Raw genomic sequence first — 15,106 nt, forward strand, 5'->3', positions numbered from 1 at the left:
TTCCTCGAGTACCTCGCCGCCGCCGAACTCCTGAACCGTTCCTATGAGGAGGAATGGAGCCGCGACGAGATGGTCGCGGTCCTGGCCGAAAAGGCTGGCGATCCCGCGTGGCACGAAGTGCTGCTCCTCATGGCTGGCAACCTTCATCAGCGTGGCGTGGCGGCCTTCATCGCGCACCTCCTTCACCGACACCGGCAACAAGGCAGTCCCGACGGCGGGTCAGTGGCGATGCTGGTATTGGCTATCCGTGTCCTGGCCGAGGTCAAGGAAATCGGCGCTTCCCCCGCCCCGGACAGCAAGAACCGGCACCTGTCCGTGGCCGCGCAAAGTGACGCCGTCATCAACACCCTCATCACCGTGCTGCGCCAGTCGGTATTTGTCTCCTTTGATGAAGCCGTGCCTGCCCTTGGAACCTTTGACCGCTTCTGGAGTGGCCGGGAACGCTACTTGCGCTGGTACTACGCGACCCGAACGGCGGGTAGCCCGTTGCGGGGCAACGAAATCGCTGCGGCGCTGAGCCGAGATTTGGAGGAAACTGCGCGCCAAGTGCGCATCCCTTGGGACCCGTTCCTTCGCAGCGCCGCTTTGGAGGTGCTCGTGGAGCGGTGGCCGGACCACCCGGACACCCGCCAAACCGTCCTGACCTCCACCACCGACACCACCGACACCACTTACGCCCGCAGCACCGCCCTGCGGGTACTCGGGAGAGGATGGGCGGACCACCCGGACACCCGCCAAACCGTCCGGACCGCCACCACCGACACCCACCCGAACGTCCGCAGCAACGCACTGCACGTGCTGGCGGAACAGTGGGCGGACCACCCGGACACCCACCAAGCCGTCCTGACCGCCACCACCGACACCGACTCAAACGTCCGCAGCACCGCACTGGGGGTGCTGGCGGAAGGGTGGGCGGACCACCCGGACACCCACCAAGCCGTCCTGACTGCCACCACCGACATCGACTCAAACGTCCGCAGCACCGCGCTGTACGTGCTGGCGGAACGGTGGGCGGACCACCCGGACACCCACCAAGCCGCCCTGACCGCCACCACCGACACCCATCCGAACGTCCGCGGCAATGCCCTGCATTTGCTGACGGAACGGTGGGCGGACCACCCGGACACCCGCCAGGCCGTCCTGACCGCCACCACCGACACCACCGACACCACTTTCGCCCGCAACACCGCCCTGCGGGTACTTGGCAGAGGATGGCCGGACCACCCGGACACCCGCCAGGCCGTCCTGACCGCCACCACCGACACCCACCCGAACGTCCGCAGCAACGCGCTGTACGTGCTGGCGGAACGGTGGGCGGACCACCCGGACACCCACCAAGCCGCCCTGACCGCCACCACCGACACCCACCCGAACGTCCGCGGCAATGCCCTGCATTTGCTGGCGGAAGGGTGGGCGAACCACCCGGACACCCACCAGGCCGTCCTGGCCGCCACCACCGACACCGACCCGGACGTCCGCAGCACCGCCCTGGGGGTGCTGGCGGAAGGGTGGGCGAACCACCCGGACAGCCGCCAGGCCGTCCTGGCCGCCACCACCGACACCGACCCGGAGGTCCGCAGCACTGCCCTGGACGTACTTTCAGCAAGGTTCCCTGGCGATCAGGACACCCGCCAGGCCGTCCTGACCGCCACCACCGACACCCACCCGAACGTCCGCAGCACCGCCCTGCACGTGCTGGCGGAAGGGTGGGCGGACCACCCGGACACCCACCAGGCCGTCCTGGCCGCCACCACCGACACCGACCCGGACGTCCGCAGCACCGCCCTGCGCCTGTCGGCAGCAAACTTCCCGGACGTGGCCTGGCCTGTTGTCTGCGAGCACACCAAAAGTGACTATCCGGCTGAAATCCGGATCCAAGTGATCAAGCTGCTCGCGATGCTGTGGCCGGAAGAACCTGAAAGCCTCACCCTCATCGACGCCATGAAGCAACACGACGACGAGGACGTGAGGAAAACCGCAGGAGAGGCCTCGATGTGGTTGGAGCAGCAATACGGCCTGTCCATCACTGTCGAGTCTGCCCGTCGGGGCTGAACGCACGGTGCCGGCGCAGCGACTTCTGCGCCTTCGGCATGATGATGGCCCAGCAGCGTGACGGGGTCGAGGTGGTGGGTGAGGTCGCGGACGGCCTGGTGGTCAATGTCGGTGAGCGTGTGGAGGCCGGCGCGGTCGAGGGCGGTGGAGGGGTTGGGCGGCGGTGCCGGCGAGGCGACGGTGGGCGGCGTCGGCGGTCTGGCGGGCCTGGTGGGCGGCTTCGCGGGCGCATTCGGCGACGTCGCGGCGGTGGCGGTCACGGCGCAGCGCGTGTTGGAGGGCGGTGTCGTGGTCGGGGTCGTAGCGCTCGGCGCGGGTGGCGGCGGTGTGGTCGTGTACGCGCTGCCACTCGGCCATGGCGTCGGCCGCGGTGGCGTGGGCGGTCTCGTCTCCGGCGTCGGCGTACCGGTCGGCGGCGCGTTCGTCCTCCCGGGCCCGGTGCAGGGCCTGCTGGAGGCTCTCCGGGGTCATCCCGGCCGCCCGACGGCGGACCCGGCTGCGGGCGCCGCCGAGCAGTCCGGTCTCCTGGTCGTCGTCCTCGCCCGGGGCGGGGTGGTGGGGGTGCTGGGTGAGGGCGGCGTGCGGCGTCGCGCCGGCCTGCCACGCCTCGGCGTGGACGACCGGCTTCGGCAAGCCACCGCCCGGGCGGGCGCCGAGGACGATCCGGCCGTCGTTCAGGGCCGCCCAGCCGTCCAGGCCGTCGACGTCCTTCTCGGTCCAGCCGCGGGCCAGGGCGGCACCCTGGTGGAGGGTGCGGATGCCGTCGTGGCCGGTCCAGCGAAGCCACATCGCGCCGCGCACCAGCGGGGAATCCAGGATCGGGCGGCCCAGGTCCCGTCGGCGGGCGCGGGCCGGCCGCTGTACAGGGCCAGAGCTCCAACCGATCGGGTGCGGCGGCGGGGTCGGGGTGGGTGGCCATCGCGCGGTGCCTCCGGAAGTCGGGTACGGACCGCCGTCCTAGGTGTGCGAGGGCAGGTCGGCGGTGAGACCAGGAACCGAACGACTTGGAAACTATTGTTTCCAAGCGCCCAGAGGGCGAGCAGCTCGGCCAGCGGGACGAGGCCCAGCGGTCCGGCTTCCGGAGGCTGCCACCCTGTTGGTGGCGGCCTTTCGGGCTTCATGTGCCTGGCCGCCTGCTGGCTGGCCAAGGCTGTCTCTGTGGCCGGGGGTGTCTACGCGCTCCTGTGCTGAGCGCCGGTCGGTTGGGGCGGCCACCGTCGTGACCGCCCCGGTCCGCCCCATCCCAGCCGGTGGACCAACTGCGCAGTTGGGTATCTGGATTGTCCTCCGGTGCGGTCTACGGCTTTGCCACGTTGCGGATGATCGCCTCGGCGGCGGCGGTGCCCATACCCCGGATGATCGCGTCGGAGGCGGCAGTTCCCATACCCCGGAGAATCTCTTTGGAGACAGAGGTACTGAAGAATGACTGCCGCCAGGCTGGCACTGTGCTCGCGACGTCGATGCTGGGGGAGGAGGTGAACGCCTTCGCGATCGCGGCCCCTGCCAGGATGTTGTGCCCAAGGGCGCCCGGGGCCGGCGACATGCCCGTCAAGGCCGCTACCTCGCCGACGGTCAGCCGCCTGTGGTCTCGGCCCCGTACCCTCTCGTCCGTCTCTCGCACAAGCGCCTCCTCGAGCGTCGCGAGCATAGCGCTGACCGGCTCGTCGGCGGTGTCTGCGGCAGCCGGTCCCTCGGTGTGCAGGATCGTCGGTGCCTTCTGGGTCTCGACGGTGGAGAACAGCAGCTTCACCTTCCAGACGCACGTGACGTTGTCCATGCCGTCCTGATCGGCCTCCAGCGCGATCCCGTGAAGGAGCCAGGTGGTCTCTGCGGTGTACCAGACGTCGTCGCCGATCCGGTGCCCCTTCGCGTTCCCGAAACTCAGGAGGCCGGTCTGGGGACGGATGGCGAAGCTCTGCCACCGGGTTTCCCGGCCTTCGCTCCCGGTCCCGGCGAATCCGAACTGGGAGTACAGCAGGTCGGCCGCCGCCTGAGCGACGGTCTCCACGGCCAGGGAGGAGCGCAGGAAGGCCTCGGTCTCGGCGTCGGCCTGCTGGTCGTCCATGGTCTCGGTGAAGCGGGAGATGACCTCGTCGAAGCCGGAGATCCTGTGCAGGCGGCCGGCCATGTCGTCGAGGTCCTGGTCCATCGGGTACGGGTAGTCGCGGCCGTCCCCGAAGTCGCCGTCTTCGGTCACGAACCAGACCTCCTCCTCGGGGTTGGCCCGCAGGAAGTCCAGGATGGAGAACCAGATCGCAGCGTCACGGCCGCCTATGGACTTCTCCTTCCAGCGTTCGGCCGGAGGCAGCGCGAGGGCCTCCCGTACGAGCGCCTGGCGGGCCGCCTCGGCACCGGTCTCGACGATGTCGTCGAAGAGGGCGCCGTACTGCTCGCGCCAGTACTCCTGGCACTGCTGCAGTTCCAGGGCCGGCGGGGTGAAGTCCTCGGCAACCTGCCAGGGCGCTGCCTTGCGCAGCGCGTTGAGAGCCGAGCGCGTGGTCTCCCGCGCGGCCATGTAGGCCTTCACCTGGTGCGCGGCCAATTCCTCCAGGACCATCCACGGCACCGCAACCCTGTGCTGGGCCGAGGCCCGGAACTTGCGCAGGATGTCCGCGCGCGGACTGCCGAGCTGAATGTTGTTCAGCGCGTTCGTGTCGAAAATGATCACAGGGCGGTGTCCTCTCCGCAGGTCGGGATGGGAGACATCGTCCTCCTCCAGTGCAGGCGGTGTCACCGGACTTCTCGCTGCAGCTCTGGCCTGCGGCGTCGCGCCAGGTGCCGAAGTACAGACCGTGGGCCGGTGCGGGGTCGCCGGGCTCGGGGATGGAGCGGATTCGGTGTTCGTCGAACCATGTCGGTACGACTTCTCGCACGGGCGGGTGAACCCCATGCCGATCCGCTTCCCCCTGCCCGCTGGCGGCCGCTAGGAAGATCCACAACGACTGTTGATCGATCAGGAAGCGGAACAGCCCCCGATGCGAACCAGCACCGCCCTCGCGCGCACGACCGCGCTCGCCGCCAGCGCCCTGCTCGCGCTCACCGCCCTCGCCATGGCAACGCCGGCAGCCGCCGCAGCACCGGCCAAGGGCGGCCATCACCGCTCCCCCGGGCAGGTCCTGACGATCCGGCTGCACGACGCCATCGACGCCCTGCCCGTCGCCGAGGAGAACCGCGAGGGCTACGAGCGCACCAAGTTCCGGCACTGGATCGACGCCGACAAGAACGGCTGCAACACCCGCAAGGAAGTCATCATCGCCAAGGCCGTCGACGCCCCCGAGGTCGGCCCGGGCTGCGCGCTCACCGGCGGCACCTGGTTCTCCCCCTACGACGACCTCACCGTCACCGACTCCGCCGCCCTCGACGTCGACCACATGGTGCCGCTCGCCGAGGCCTGGGACTCCGGCGCCTACGCCTGGAGCCCCAAGGAGCGCGAGGCCTACGCCAACGACCTCGGCGACGAGCGGTCCCTGATCGCGGTCAGCGCCCGCTCCAACCGCTCCAAGGCCGACAAGGACCCGGCGGACTGGATGCCCCCCGCCCGCCACTACGCCTGCACCTACCTCACCAACTGGACCACCGTGAAGACCCGCTGGTCCCTCACCGTCGACCAGCGCGAAGCCGACACCCTGCACCAGATCGCCGCCAGCTGCCCCGACGAGACCATCACGGTCGAACTCGCCCGCTGACCCCACCCACCAGACCGCTGCCGACAGGCCACCCGCCGCCCCTCGGGCCCCGACCGGGCCCGAGGGTCCGTGCCGGCCAGCCTCCCGGCCAGCACCGGAACCGCGGTCGGGCCCCTGGGCCGGCCCGTGCCCGCTCGGGGGTCCGGGACGACGGGCCGGCCCTGCTCCAGCGTGCGGGGACGCGGCCCGTCGCACGCCTGCGGCTACGCCAGCGCGGCGACGGCGACAGGCTGCTCCGTACGGACAACGCCCAGAGCGCTCGCGGTGACGGTGGTGACGGCGCCGTTCTCGTCGGGCAGCCGGACCGACGACGCCCGGCGCTGAAGTCGATGCTCGGCACCTGCACGTGGCCGGGCCGGTCGGCTCGCCCTGCGGCTCGGCGGGCGGCCGTCTCAGAAGGGGGGCTTGTCAGCCCAGGGGCCGGTCCATGGGACGGGTGGTTGGGGGATGTGCTGGTGGAGAACGGCGACGGCGTCGTCGATGCGGCCGAGGTCGATGAGGTAGCCGGCCAGGGCGTGGCGGTTGGCCGGTGCGTGCTGTTCGAGGACGGCGACGGCCTCCTCGGTCCGTCCCGCGTCGGCCAGCAGCCTGGCGACGTGCGAGGCCGCGTACGAGGTGTTGCCCTCGGGGTGGGCCCAGGCCCGTTCGACCGCCTCGTCGCCCCCCGCGCTGGCGGCGATCAGCGGCAGCCGCATCCAGAACACGTCCCACTCCTCCTCACCGCCGCGCCGGGCAGCGAGGTCGTCCAGGTGGGCCAGGCCGTCCTGAGGGCGGCCCTGGTCGAGGCACAGCTCGGCCAAGGAGTGGAGGATCCAGTCCTCACCTGGGCGGCTGTCGGCCTGGGTGCGCATCACGGCGATCGCCTCGTCACCCCGGCCGTGCCGGGCCAGGAGCTGCGCGAGCTCGTACGCCGAGTTCGGATCCTGGGCGGCCGGCCCGGCGGCCTGCCGGTACGCGGCAATCGCGCCCTGCACGTCGCCGCGTTCCTCCAGCAAATCCGCCAGCCGCCGCACAGCGTGCCCCAGGTCCTCGGTCCACGCGTACACGCGCAGTTCCCCGATCCGGCCGTGCCGGGCGAGCAGGTCGGCCAGCTGGTCGCGGCCGTTGAGCGAGGTGGTCTCGCGGGTGCGGAGCAGGGCGATCGCCTCGTCGACGCGGCCCTGGCGTTCGCGGATCGTGGCGAGCAGGCCGATCGCAACGTCGGGGTCGAGTCCGCGGCAGCACCACGGGCCGTCGCAGCGATGGTCGGCCGGGATCCGGGCGGCGATCAGCTCGGCGGCCTCCTCGTCGCGGCCTGTGCCCTCGGAGACGTCGACCAGGGCCCGGGCGAGGGACCAGTCGTCGACGTGCGGCCGCAGCAGGGTGAACGCCTCGCCGGCGCGACCGTGCCGGGCCAGCAGCCGGGCGTAGGACCGCAGCGCCATCGGGTGGCCGATGGCCATCCGGGCCCGGGTGATCTCGATCGCCTCCTCGACACGGCCCCAACCCTCCAGCAGTTCGGCGGTCGCCTCGACCGCCGTCCACCAGCCGGTGGCGAGAAATGGGCCGAGCACCTCCAGCGCCTCGCCCTGTCGGCCCTCCTCCCCGAGCAGCCGCGCCCACTCCCGCGCGCAGAACCACTCCCCACGCCCCGCCCACGCCTCCACCACCTCGGCATGGCCTCGTTCGAGAAGCCGGGAGACCAGCTCCGGCGGGATGCAGCCGGACCGCGTCCGGGCCCGATAGTCAAGATCAGCAACGTCCACAACGACGCACCGTAACCCCCGCCTCTGACACCGAGTCCGACCGCCGGCTCGGCCGGCCTGTGCCCGCACGCTCGGCGGCGAGGGTTCGACCGCGGTCCAGTTGCCGGGCCGCCCGCGCGCGCCCGCGAGTGCCCACCGGGCGGGCGGCAGGGCGAAGTTCGAATACCAGAACTAAGGTCGGCCGCGCCCCGCCCCGAAGCTCGGCCGGCTCTGAACGCCTGAACGTTCTGCCGGCGGCTGGGCCATGGGCTGTTCTCCCTTGTGGCCTGGTCTCAAGGGAGACCACGCTGACCGAGCTGCCCGACACCCGCGCGTAGCCGCGCGCTCCCGCCCGGCGCCTGGCAGGCGGCGTGGCTCGTGGTGGCCGCCATCCCGGCAGTGGGGTGGCGGCCACCAGCGTGTCCGGGCCGGTTCCGGATACCCAAGGTCGACGGGGGTTGACCGGCCGCCAGGAGGGTGTAGACCCGACCGGTTCGCTCGCGCGCAGCCCCGGCTCCGCGGCGCAGATCCGCTCCCCCGTTGCCGCTTGATCGGCGCTCCCAGGCCCCTACTGTCCGGTGTCACGGACCCACCCGGCCCTGCCCGGGGCACCGCGCACACTGGACAGCAGGAGCGGTGCCCCTGAGTCCGTGTCAACCACACGCAGAACACATCGGAGGGGAACCACCATGGCCTCGAACGCACCAGAGCGACGGCGTACGGCGCTGGCCCGGATGACGCCTCAGCGGGAGCGGCCCGCGTGGCGCGACCCGGGCCGGATGAGCGGTGCGATCCTGACCGGCGCCGGCTCCAGCCTGCTCGTCACCGTGCTGACGTTCATCGCGCAGCACATCGAGGTGCACTGGCGCTGACGCCGCGGAATCGGCGCCCTGACCGGATCGGGAGTTCGGGAGGGTGTCGGCCGTCTTCGGCGGGGCCGGGTTTGTGGGACGGGGTGGGGTCAGGGGCTGTCGCCCGCCCAGTCCCAGCGGGAGCGGGATGGGTCCGCAGTGCGGGGTTCGTAGTGGGCGCGGCCGCCGGCGCCGAACGTGCCGATCTCGGTGGCCAGCGCGGCGCCGACGGCGAGTTCGGCGGCGGTCCAGCCGGTGACGTCCAGCAGCAGGCCGTCGAGCGGCCCGCCGACGAGCTCGCGGTACTCGTGCCCGTCCTGCGGTCCGGGGTCAGGATCGTCGTGGTCCGCTCCGTAGACCCGGCCCCGCATCAGTGCCTCGTCGTCCGTGGTGGTCAGCATCCCAGCCGGCACCGACACCACGGACGGAAACCGGGGACCGGCCCGTGCCCGCTCGGGGGTCCAGGACGACAGGCCGGCCCTGCTCCAGCGTGCGGGCGCGCGCCCCGTCGCGCACCCACGGCTACGCCAGCGCGGCGACGGCGGCCGGCCGCTCCGTACCGACGACACCCGGGGCGCCGGCGGCGGCGGTGGTGATGGCGCCGTTCTCGTCGGGCAGCCACAGCCGGGCGGTACGCGGGCGGTTGGCCGCGCCGCGGCCGGACGCGCGGACCTCGGTCTCGCGGCCGGTCAGCTGGCCCCAGCCGTCGCCGAGCCCTACCCACCGCCGGCCGGTGACCTCCAGGCGCAGCGTGGCGGTTGGCCAGGGGCGGCCGTGGCAGAGCATGACGGTGCCGGTGCGGCGTAGGTGGGCGTCGAGGCGGGCGATGGTGCGGGGTGCGAGGTGTTCGGGTGGGCGGACCAGGAGGATGGTGCAGGCGTCGGCGAGGGCGGCGACGACCTCGCCGAAGTGCTGCTCGCCGACGTGGTCGGCGACGACGAGGCGTTGCAGCGGCAGGCCGTAGTTCGCGGCGGCGGCGAGCCCGAGGTCGGGCAGGTCTACTGCGGCGGCCCAGCGGGTGGGGTCAGCGGCAAGGGGTCCCGCGGCGAGGGCGAGCAGCAGAGCGGCGTCGTCGGTCTCCAGCACGGTGCCGCGGGTGAGGGCGCCGGCGGGCAGGAGCGGGGCGAGGGGTTCGAGGACGGGCAGGGTCTGGTCGGCGCCGCGGCGCGTACGGGTGTCGGGTGAGGTCTGGTCCAGGAGCTCGGCCAGGCGCAAGCGGCGCTCCGCCTCCGGGCGGGCGGCGGTGGTCACGGGTGGGCCGCCACGCCGCGAGCCGCACCGTCGCCGGCCGGGGACGGCTGGGCGGCGGCCGCGTCCTCGGTCTGGGACAGCGGGCGCACGACGGCGGCGTCGGCGATCACCCAGGCCACGTCCTTGTCCTCGCCCCAGCGGGCGTGGACGATCCACGGCAGGCCGGGGCCGGGCCGTCGCCGGACGGTGACCAGCGCCGAGCGCCACCCGCCGCCGGTGCGCAGCCAGGCCAGGCGCCAGCAGGACTCCTCGGATGTGGCGGTGGGTGGGCCGGCGAGTTCGCGCGGGACGGCGACGGCGTCGTGCCAGGTTCCGTAGTACGGCTCGTAGGCGGGTGCGGGACTGTCGGGCTCGGGGATAGGCCGGATGCGGTCCTGGTCGAACAGGAACCAGCCCCACGCGTCGATGCCGTCGGCCGTCGCGTCGTCGGCCCAGCGCACGTGGACCACCCAGACCGTGCTGCCGGGCGGGCGGCGCCACACGGTGAGCAGCCCGGGGCGCCAGCGGCCGCCCTGGCGGATCTCGACCAGGCGCCAGCGCCGTACGTCCCGGTGGGCGCCGGGCAGCGTCATCAGCTCGCGCGGTGCCCGCTCGGCGTCGCCGGGCACCGGGGCGGGGCGCGCGGGGCGGGAGAAGGGAACGGCGCTGGTCACACCCCCAACGTAATTCGAATACTCGTTCGAGTCCAGCTGTACGGGGGCCTGCTACTGGGCGATCGAGTTGATCAGCGAGCGCTTCACCACCACGGTGTGGGTGATGCTGTCCGCGAAGGTCTGGCACCTCGGGTGCACGACCGGGCGGGCGTAGCCGGCGAAGGCGGGCAGGATGTCGACGACGTGGCAGAGGCTGCGGATGACGGAGCGCGCGGGGCCGACGGGCGCGCCGGTGTCCTCGTCGACCAGGACGATTCCCATCAGCCGCTGGCCGATCGACTCGCCGGTCCGGCCGCGGACCGCCCACTGCCACGTGAGGAAGCCGGCGCCGAGCAGCCAGTAGGCGGAGGTGAACGCGGCGCGGACGTCCAGGCCGACGAGCATGCCGACGACCTGGAGCACGGCGAAGGCCGGCTTCGCGATGTAGAGGATCGCGGTGTAGGCGGTCATGATGCCGCCGGCCAGGCCGAGCTCGATCGCGGTGGCCATCGCCCGCGTGTCCCACGGGGCCAGCCCGGGGATCGCCGTCTTGCGGCCGGGCTGGTGCTGGTGCGGGATGCCGCCCGCGCCGGTGCCGCCCTGCCACCACGGCGCGACGCCGGTCGGCGGATACGGGGCCGTCATCGGTCGCCCTGTCCGGTCGCTTTCACGTGCCTCCTCCGGCGCCGGTCTGCGCAGCCGGCGCCCGCAGGGGTCAACGACGACCGGGGCGGGGCGGTCACTGCCCGGGTCCTTGCGGCAAATGATCAGATGCCGGCGGTCGACGGCCGGTCGTCGGCTGGCCGGACGAGGCGGGTGTGCTGCTCGCACCCCTGGTGCGCCCACGCCCACTCCCGCGGCTCTGTCTGGAGGGGCGCGTCGCCGATTAGGCGGATGAAGTAGGACTCCTCGCCGACGGCGAGCACGCGCAGCAGTCGGCCGGGTTCGGTGGTCTCTTCGAGGACGTCGTCGGCGCGGTAGGCCGGGGGTTCGGCGGTCACGCGGTCATCGTGGCCTGGGCCTTGCGGTCGTGCGCGGTCTGGGGCAGGCGGCGGGCACCCGTTCGCGTGAGCCCGGTTTGCCGGGCCGCTGTCGCTCCGTCAGCGGCCGCGGCGGACGAGAACCTTGAGGACCTCCCGGGCGTCGCGGCGCCGGTCGGCGGTGCGGGCGACCACCGCGGTGATGGCGGCGGCGGAGACGGCGAGGGCGTACCAGCAAGCGCTCGCCGCGGTGATGAGAGCGGTGTGCTGGAGGACGGTGGACATGGGGGTTGCTCCGGCGGGTCGAGGCCGGACGGGATCGCGGTCCGGCGTAGCGGAGGTGGTGGCCTGGGTAGAGGCCGCCCGGGGTGGCCCGCCGGACGAAGGGCGGCGGGCCGATCCGGGTTCAGTGGCTGGCGAGCTGTTCGATCTGGGTGGCGAGGCGGGGGCCGGGACGTCCGGCGACGCCGTCGATGACGGGTGCGTCGCCGGGGCCGGCGCGGACCACCAGGCGCTCGACCTCGGGGGCCAGCTGGTCGGTGGGCTCGGCGTTCTCGGGGCTGGTCCACGGAATCAGGTGGGCGGGCAGGGCACGCATGTAGCCGGCCATGTCCGGTACACCGGGCGGAATGGTGCCGACGCCGGCGGGCAGGTCGAAGAAGGAGTGCGCTTCCTGGAACCAGCGAATGGCCTGGCGCAGTTCGCCGCGCTGCAGGTGGAGCAGGTAGATGAAGGTGGCCGAGAGCCGGTCGCCGGCGCCGGCCGCCATGCCCCACCAGAACGCGGCGGAGGTGGGGTGGCCCGCCAGGTACAGCAGGCAGCCGAAGATCTGGAACCCGGCGATCTCGGCGTCGATCTCGCTGACGTCGATCGGGTGCTGCAGCTGGGCGGGCCGGTCGTTGACCTCGTCCTGCTCGGCGAGGTCGACGACCATGGCCAGGGCCTCCTCGGTGAGCACGGAGCGGACCAGGGAGTCCAGGCCCAGGCGGGCGCGGGAGTGGTGGGCCCACCAGGCGGGATGCTCGTATTCGCCGCGGCGGTACGCCGCCAGGTCGTGGGCGATGCGCCGGATGACCCGGGGGTAGTCGTCCGTGGTCCTGCGCTGGGGCCGGGCGCGGGCGAGGAGCTGCTCGACCCGCTCGGGGGCCATCGGGTCGGTGGGGTCGGGGGCCGTCACTGGCGTCCTCCTCTGGCGCGGTTCTGGTGGTCCTCGAAGAGCCGGAGCGGGGCCAGGTCGTCGTGCAGGAGCTGCTTGGCACGGCGCAGGTTCCGGTCGACGGTGGCCGGGTGGACGTTGAGGATCAAGGCGGCGAGCTTGCTGGTGAAGCCCATCACCTGCTTGATCATGACGGCGGCGAACTCGCCGCGGGTCAGCGGCTTCATGGCGTCGTGGACGGTTCCGAGCTCGCTGTAGCGGTCATGGAGGAGCGCGAACATGTCCTCGATCAGCCGCCGCGCGGTGTCCAGGTCCCGCTGCAGGCGGGGGTCGCGCCCCATGCGGTAGGCGCGCTCCAGCACGGCCGCGCCCAGTACCTCCCAGATCTCGTCCTCGGCGTTGCGCGAGGCGAGGATCTGCTGCCAGTTGGCGCCCAGGTAGACGGTGACCTCGTGGATGACCTCCTCGGCCGCCGCCTCCGACTGAAGGACCTCCTCGGCAAAGCACAGCATCTCGGGGCGCTGGTCAAGGACGTAGCCCTCGAACTCGACGCCGACCTCGACGTCGACCACGTCGGTGGTGTCCTCCAGGGCGAAGGGGTCGGGGAGAGCTGACACCGCGTCGGCCGCGGCGGCGGGGTCCCACAGCGGCGCGTCGTCCGCGCCGGTCACCCCCGGGGAGTCCTCGCTCAACTCTCCTCCCCGCTGTGCGGCGGGTGGCCGGCACGCGACTTCGCGCCCCCCGCACACCGCCGGGGGCCACAGGCGTCAAGCGTGGGCTGGAGGTGCCGGGGCCGGTAGTGCGTACTGCTGTCCATGTGCTCGTTTCCGGTCGGATTGCGGCGCTCCTTGCTTCGCCGGAGCCGCTTTTGGGCTCGCTTCCAGCTTTGCGGCACAGCCCCCGGATTCACGCACGAGGTCCGAACGGATTTCACTAAGAGATCATCTATGGTTGCTTGACGTAGTCGTCGCGACAGTCCACAGCGCCCCCGATGGCCACGAGCTAGGCATATGCCAATAGCCCAGTTGATATGACCAATAACTCACAGTAGTTAAAGTGGCGCAGATCACACAAACTGCCCACCGTGAACGGGTTTGACTGGCCATCAGGCCGCCGAGACGTAACCGCCGAGAACACTGGCAGAAACGGTCAACCTGACCCGGGGCTCGCTCGTCCTGCCGGAGTGGCACCCCCGGCCCGGACCGGACCTCGGCTCCGCCCGACACGCGGGCCGCCCCGCGCGGCCTACCGGTCGTCGCCCCCGAACTGCGCGGCCAGCTCCTCGGCCCACGCCCGGGCCCGCCGCTCCTGTTCCCAGGCAACGAGGTCATCCAGACGGTCCCTCAGCCGCACGATCGTCCGGGCCCGTCAGGAAGTCGTCCAGCTCGAGGTCGTCGATGCCCCCGCCGGTGGCGGCGGTGCGTACCACCACCCGGGCCGGGGCGCGCGAGGCCATGCGCTCGCGCGGGCCGGCGGCGGCAGACGGCGCCCATGCGGACCGCCGCCAGCACAGAATTCGCGGCGATCACGGTGGTGCGCGCGGTACGGTCGGCCCACCCGTCGACCCCGGAGGCCATCATGGTGTCCACGCCGCCTGCCGGCCGTCCCGGTTGGGACGACCTTCCTCCCGCTGTCCGTACGGCTGTCGAGGAGCGTTCGCGGGCCCGGGTGACGGGCGTGGACTACCCGTCGGGCGGGTTCACTCCGGGCATCGCCGCGCGCCTGCGGCTCGCCGACGGCACCCAGGTGTTCATCAAGGGCGTGCCGGCGGCAGACCGGTCGGTGGCGATGTACCGGGCCGAGGCCACCGTCGGAGTGCATCTGCCCGCCCGGATCGCTCCGGGGCTGCTGTGGACGGTGGAGACGGCAGGGTGGTTGGTCCTGGGTTTCGAGGACGTCGCCGGCGGCAACCCGGATCTTGCGCCTGGTTCGTCGGAGCTCGGCGCGGTGCTGGACACCGTGGCCGAGCTCGGCCGGGAGCTGACCCCGTGCCCGGTCAAGCAGGCCGGGCCGTTCTCCGCGCTCGCCGACACCCTGGCCGGCCACTGGCAGCGCCTGATTCAAGGCGGCCTGGACGGCTGGGGCCTGGAGCACGCCGCGGAGCTGGCCGAACTCGACGATCCGGCCGCGCTGGTCAGGGCGACCGAGGGCGACACCCTGCTGCACTGCGACCTGCGCGCGGACAACATGCTGCTCGAACGCGGCCGGGTGCGGGTGATCGACTGGTCGTGGTTCGCGCGCGGCGCCGCCTGGGTCGACGCCGCGTTCCTGCTGCCGCAGCTGGTACTGGCAGGCCACACCGCCGCCGATGCCGAGCGGCTGCTCGCCGAGGCGATGCCGGCCTGGCGGGAGACCCCGGCGCAGGAGGTAACCGGGTTCGCGGTCGCCCTCACCGGGTTCTGGACATGGCAGCAGCGCACCGGGCCCAGCGGCGCGCTCGGCGCCTACCGGGCCCGGGCCGCCGCCGCGGGGCGAGAGTGGATCGCTCACCGCACCGGCTGGAACTCCCCCGCCGCGGTGACCTCGTAGAAGCCGCGGGCGGCCAGGTCGGCGAAGCCCGGGCCAGGACCGCGTACAGGTGCGTGGGACACAGGTAGCCGAGGTAGTCCTTGCCGGTGCGCCCGTCCGGGGCATGCAGCAGGGCCTCGGCGGCCTGGCCCACCGTCACCTTCTTCGCGCCGTGGAGGGTGTGGGCGAGGCGGGCGGCGGCGCGCTCCGCCCGGACGGTGTGCCGCCGGTAAGCGGCCGGGTTCCCGGCCAGGAAGACGTTCGGC

The 15,106-nt window shown here is 72.5% G+C and carries 15 protein-coding genes; 4 read left to right on the forward strand and 11 right to left on the reverse strand.

What is annotated here, in order from left to right:
- Positions 1-2,052, forward strand: a 2,052-nt coding sequence (locus ACYP53_RS42270) for a HEAT repeat domain-containing protein (protein ID WP_459651381.1), incomplete at its 5' end; no start/stop codon positions are given.
- Between the two features lie 102 nt (positions 2,053-2,154).
- Here the strand turns inward: ACYP53_RS42270 and ACYP53_RS42275 are convergent.
- Both ACYP53_RS42275 and ACYP53_RS42280 read right to left on the reverse strand, forming a co-directional pair.
- Positions 2,155-2,853, reverse strand: coding sequence for a hypothetical protein (locus ACYP53_RS42275; protein ID WP_459651382.1), 699 nt, complete (start codon positions 2,851-2,853; stop codon positions 2,155-2,157).
- A 496-nt stretch (positions 2,854-3,349) separates the two neighbouring features.
- Positions 3,350-4,720: a PIN domain-containing protein gene (locus tag ACYP53_RS42280; protein ID WP_459651383.1), complete on the reverse strand. Its 1,371-nt coding sequence runs from the start codon at positions 4,718-4,720 to the stop codon at positions 3,350-3,352.
- Positions 4,721-5,027: 307 nt separating this feature from the next.
- On the opposite strand from ACYP53_RS42280, the gene ACYP53_RS42285 reads away from it, so the two are divergent.
- The gene (locus ACYP53_RS42285; RefSeq protein WP_459651384.1) at positions 5,028-5,738 is read left to right on the forward strand and encodes an HNH endonuclease family protein; all 711 of its coding nucleotides are present in this window, start codon (positions 5,028-5,030) and stop codon (positions 5,736-5,738) included.
- 392 nt (positions 5,739-6,130) lie between these two features.
- On the opposite strand, the gene ACYP53_RS42290 is transcribed toward ACYP53_RS42285, so the two are convergent.
- Complete coding sequence (locus ACYP53_RS42290; protein WP_459651385.1) at positions 6,131-7,483, reverse strand: tetratricopeptide repeat protein; 1,353 nt, start codon at positions 7,481-7,483, stop codon at positions 6,131-6,133.
- 668 nt (positions 7,484-8,151) lie between these two features.
- On the opposite strand from ACYP53_RS42290, the gene ACYP53_RS42295 reads away from it, so the two are divergent.
- Positions 8,152-8,334 carry a hypothetical protein gene (locus ACYP53_RS42295; RefSeq protein WP_459651386.1) on the forward strand — a complete coding sequence of 61 codons (183 nt, stop codon included), beginning with the start codon at positions 8,152-8,154 and terminating at the stop codon, positions 8,332-8,334.
- 89 nt (positions 8,335-8,423) lie between these two features.
- Here ACYP53_RS42295 and ACYP53_RS42300 read toward each other — a convergent pair whose 3' ends face one another.
- The 8 genes from ACYP53_RS42300 to ACYP53_RS42335 all read right to left on the reverse strand — a co-directional run bounded on the left by ACYP53_RS42300 (position 8,424) and on the right by ACYP53_RS42335 (position 13,024).
- The gene (locus tag ACYP53_RS42300) at positions 8,424-8,714 is read right to left on the reverse strand and encodes a hypothetical protein (protein WP_459651387.1); all 291 of its coding nucleotides are present in this window, start codon (positions 8,712-8,714) and stop codon (positions 8,424-8,426) included.
- Positions 8,715-8,835: 121 nt separating this feature from the next.
- On the reverse strand, positions 8,836-9,564 hold the full coding sequence (locus ACYP53_RS42305; protein ID WP_459651388.1) for a hypothetical protein: 729 nt from the start codon (positions 9,562-9,564) through the stop codon (positions 8,836-8,838).
- Positions 9,561-10,217 (reverse strand): hypothetical protein, encoded by a 657-nt coding sequence (locus ACYP53_RS42310; protein WP_459651389.1) that lies wholly within the window; start codon positions 10,215-10,217, stop codon positions 9,561-9,563. The genes ACYP53_RS42305 and ACYP53_RS42310 overlap by 4 nt, the downstream gene beginning before the upstream one ends.
- A 51-nt stretch (positions 10,218-10,268) precedes the next feature.
- Complete coding sequence (locus tag ACYP53_RS42315) at positions 10,269-10,841, reverse strand: RDD family protein (protein ID WP_459651390.1); 573 nt, start codon at positions 10,839-10,841, stop codon at positions 10,269-10,271.
- A gap of 122 nt (positions 10,842-10,963) precedes the next feature.
- Entirely contained in the window at positions 10,964-11,197 is a 234-nt protein-coding gene (locus ACYP53_RS42320) for a hypothetical protein (protein WP_459651391.1), read from the reverse strand.
- Positions 11,198-11,296: 99 nt separating this feature from the next.
- Positions 11,297-11,461: a hypothetical protein gene (locus tag ACYP53_RS42325; RefSeq protein ID WP_459651392.1), complete on the reverse strand. Its 165-nt coding sequence runs from the start codon at positions 11,459-11,461 to the stop codon at positions 11,297-11,299.
- 121 nt (positions 11,462-11,582) lie between these two features.
- The gene (locus ACYP53_RS42330; RefSeq protein ID WP_459651393.1) at positions 11,583-12,353 is read right to left on the reverse strand and encodes a hypothetical protein; all 771 of its coding nucleotides are present in this window, start codon (positions 12,351-12,353) and stop codon (positions 11,583-11,585) included.
- On the reverse strand, positions 12,350-13,024 hold the full coding sequence (locus ACYP53_RS42335; protein WP_459651394.1) for a sigma-70 RNA polymerase sigma factor region 4 domain-containing protein: 675 nt from the start codon (positions 13,022-13,024) through the stop codon (positions 12,350-12,352). Before ACYP53_RS42335 ends, ACYP53_RS42330 begins: the two co-directional genes overlap by 4 nt.
- A 985-nt stretch (positions 13,025-14,009) precedes the next feature.
- Here ACYP53_RS42335 and ACYP53_RS42340 point away from each other — a divergent pair.
- Positions 14,010-14,861: a phosphotransferase gene (locus ACYP53_RS42340; RefSeq protein WP_459651395.1), complete on the forward strand. Its 852-nt coding sequence runs from the start codon at positions 14,010-14,012 to the stop codon at positions 14,859-14,861.
- Positions 14,862-15,106 lie beyond the last annotated feature (245 nt).

The sequence above is a fragment of the Kitasatospora sp. Ki12 genome, from assembly GCF_054601375.1.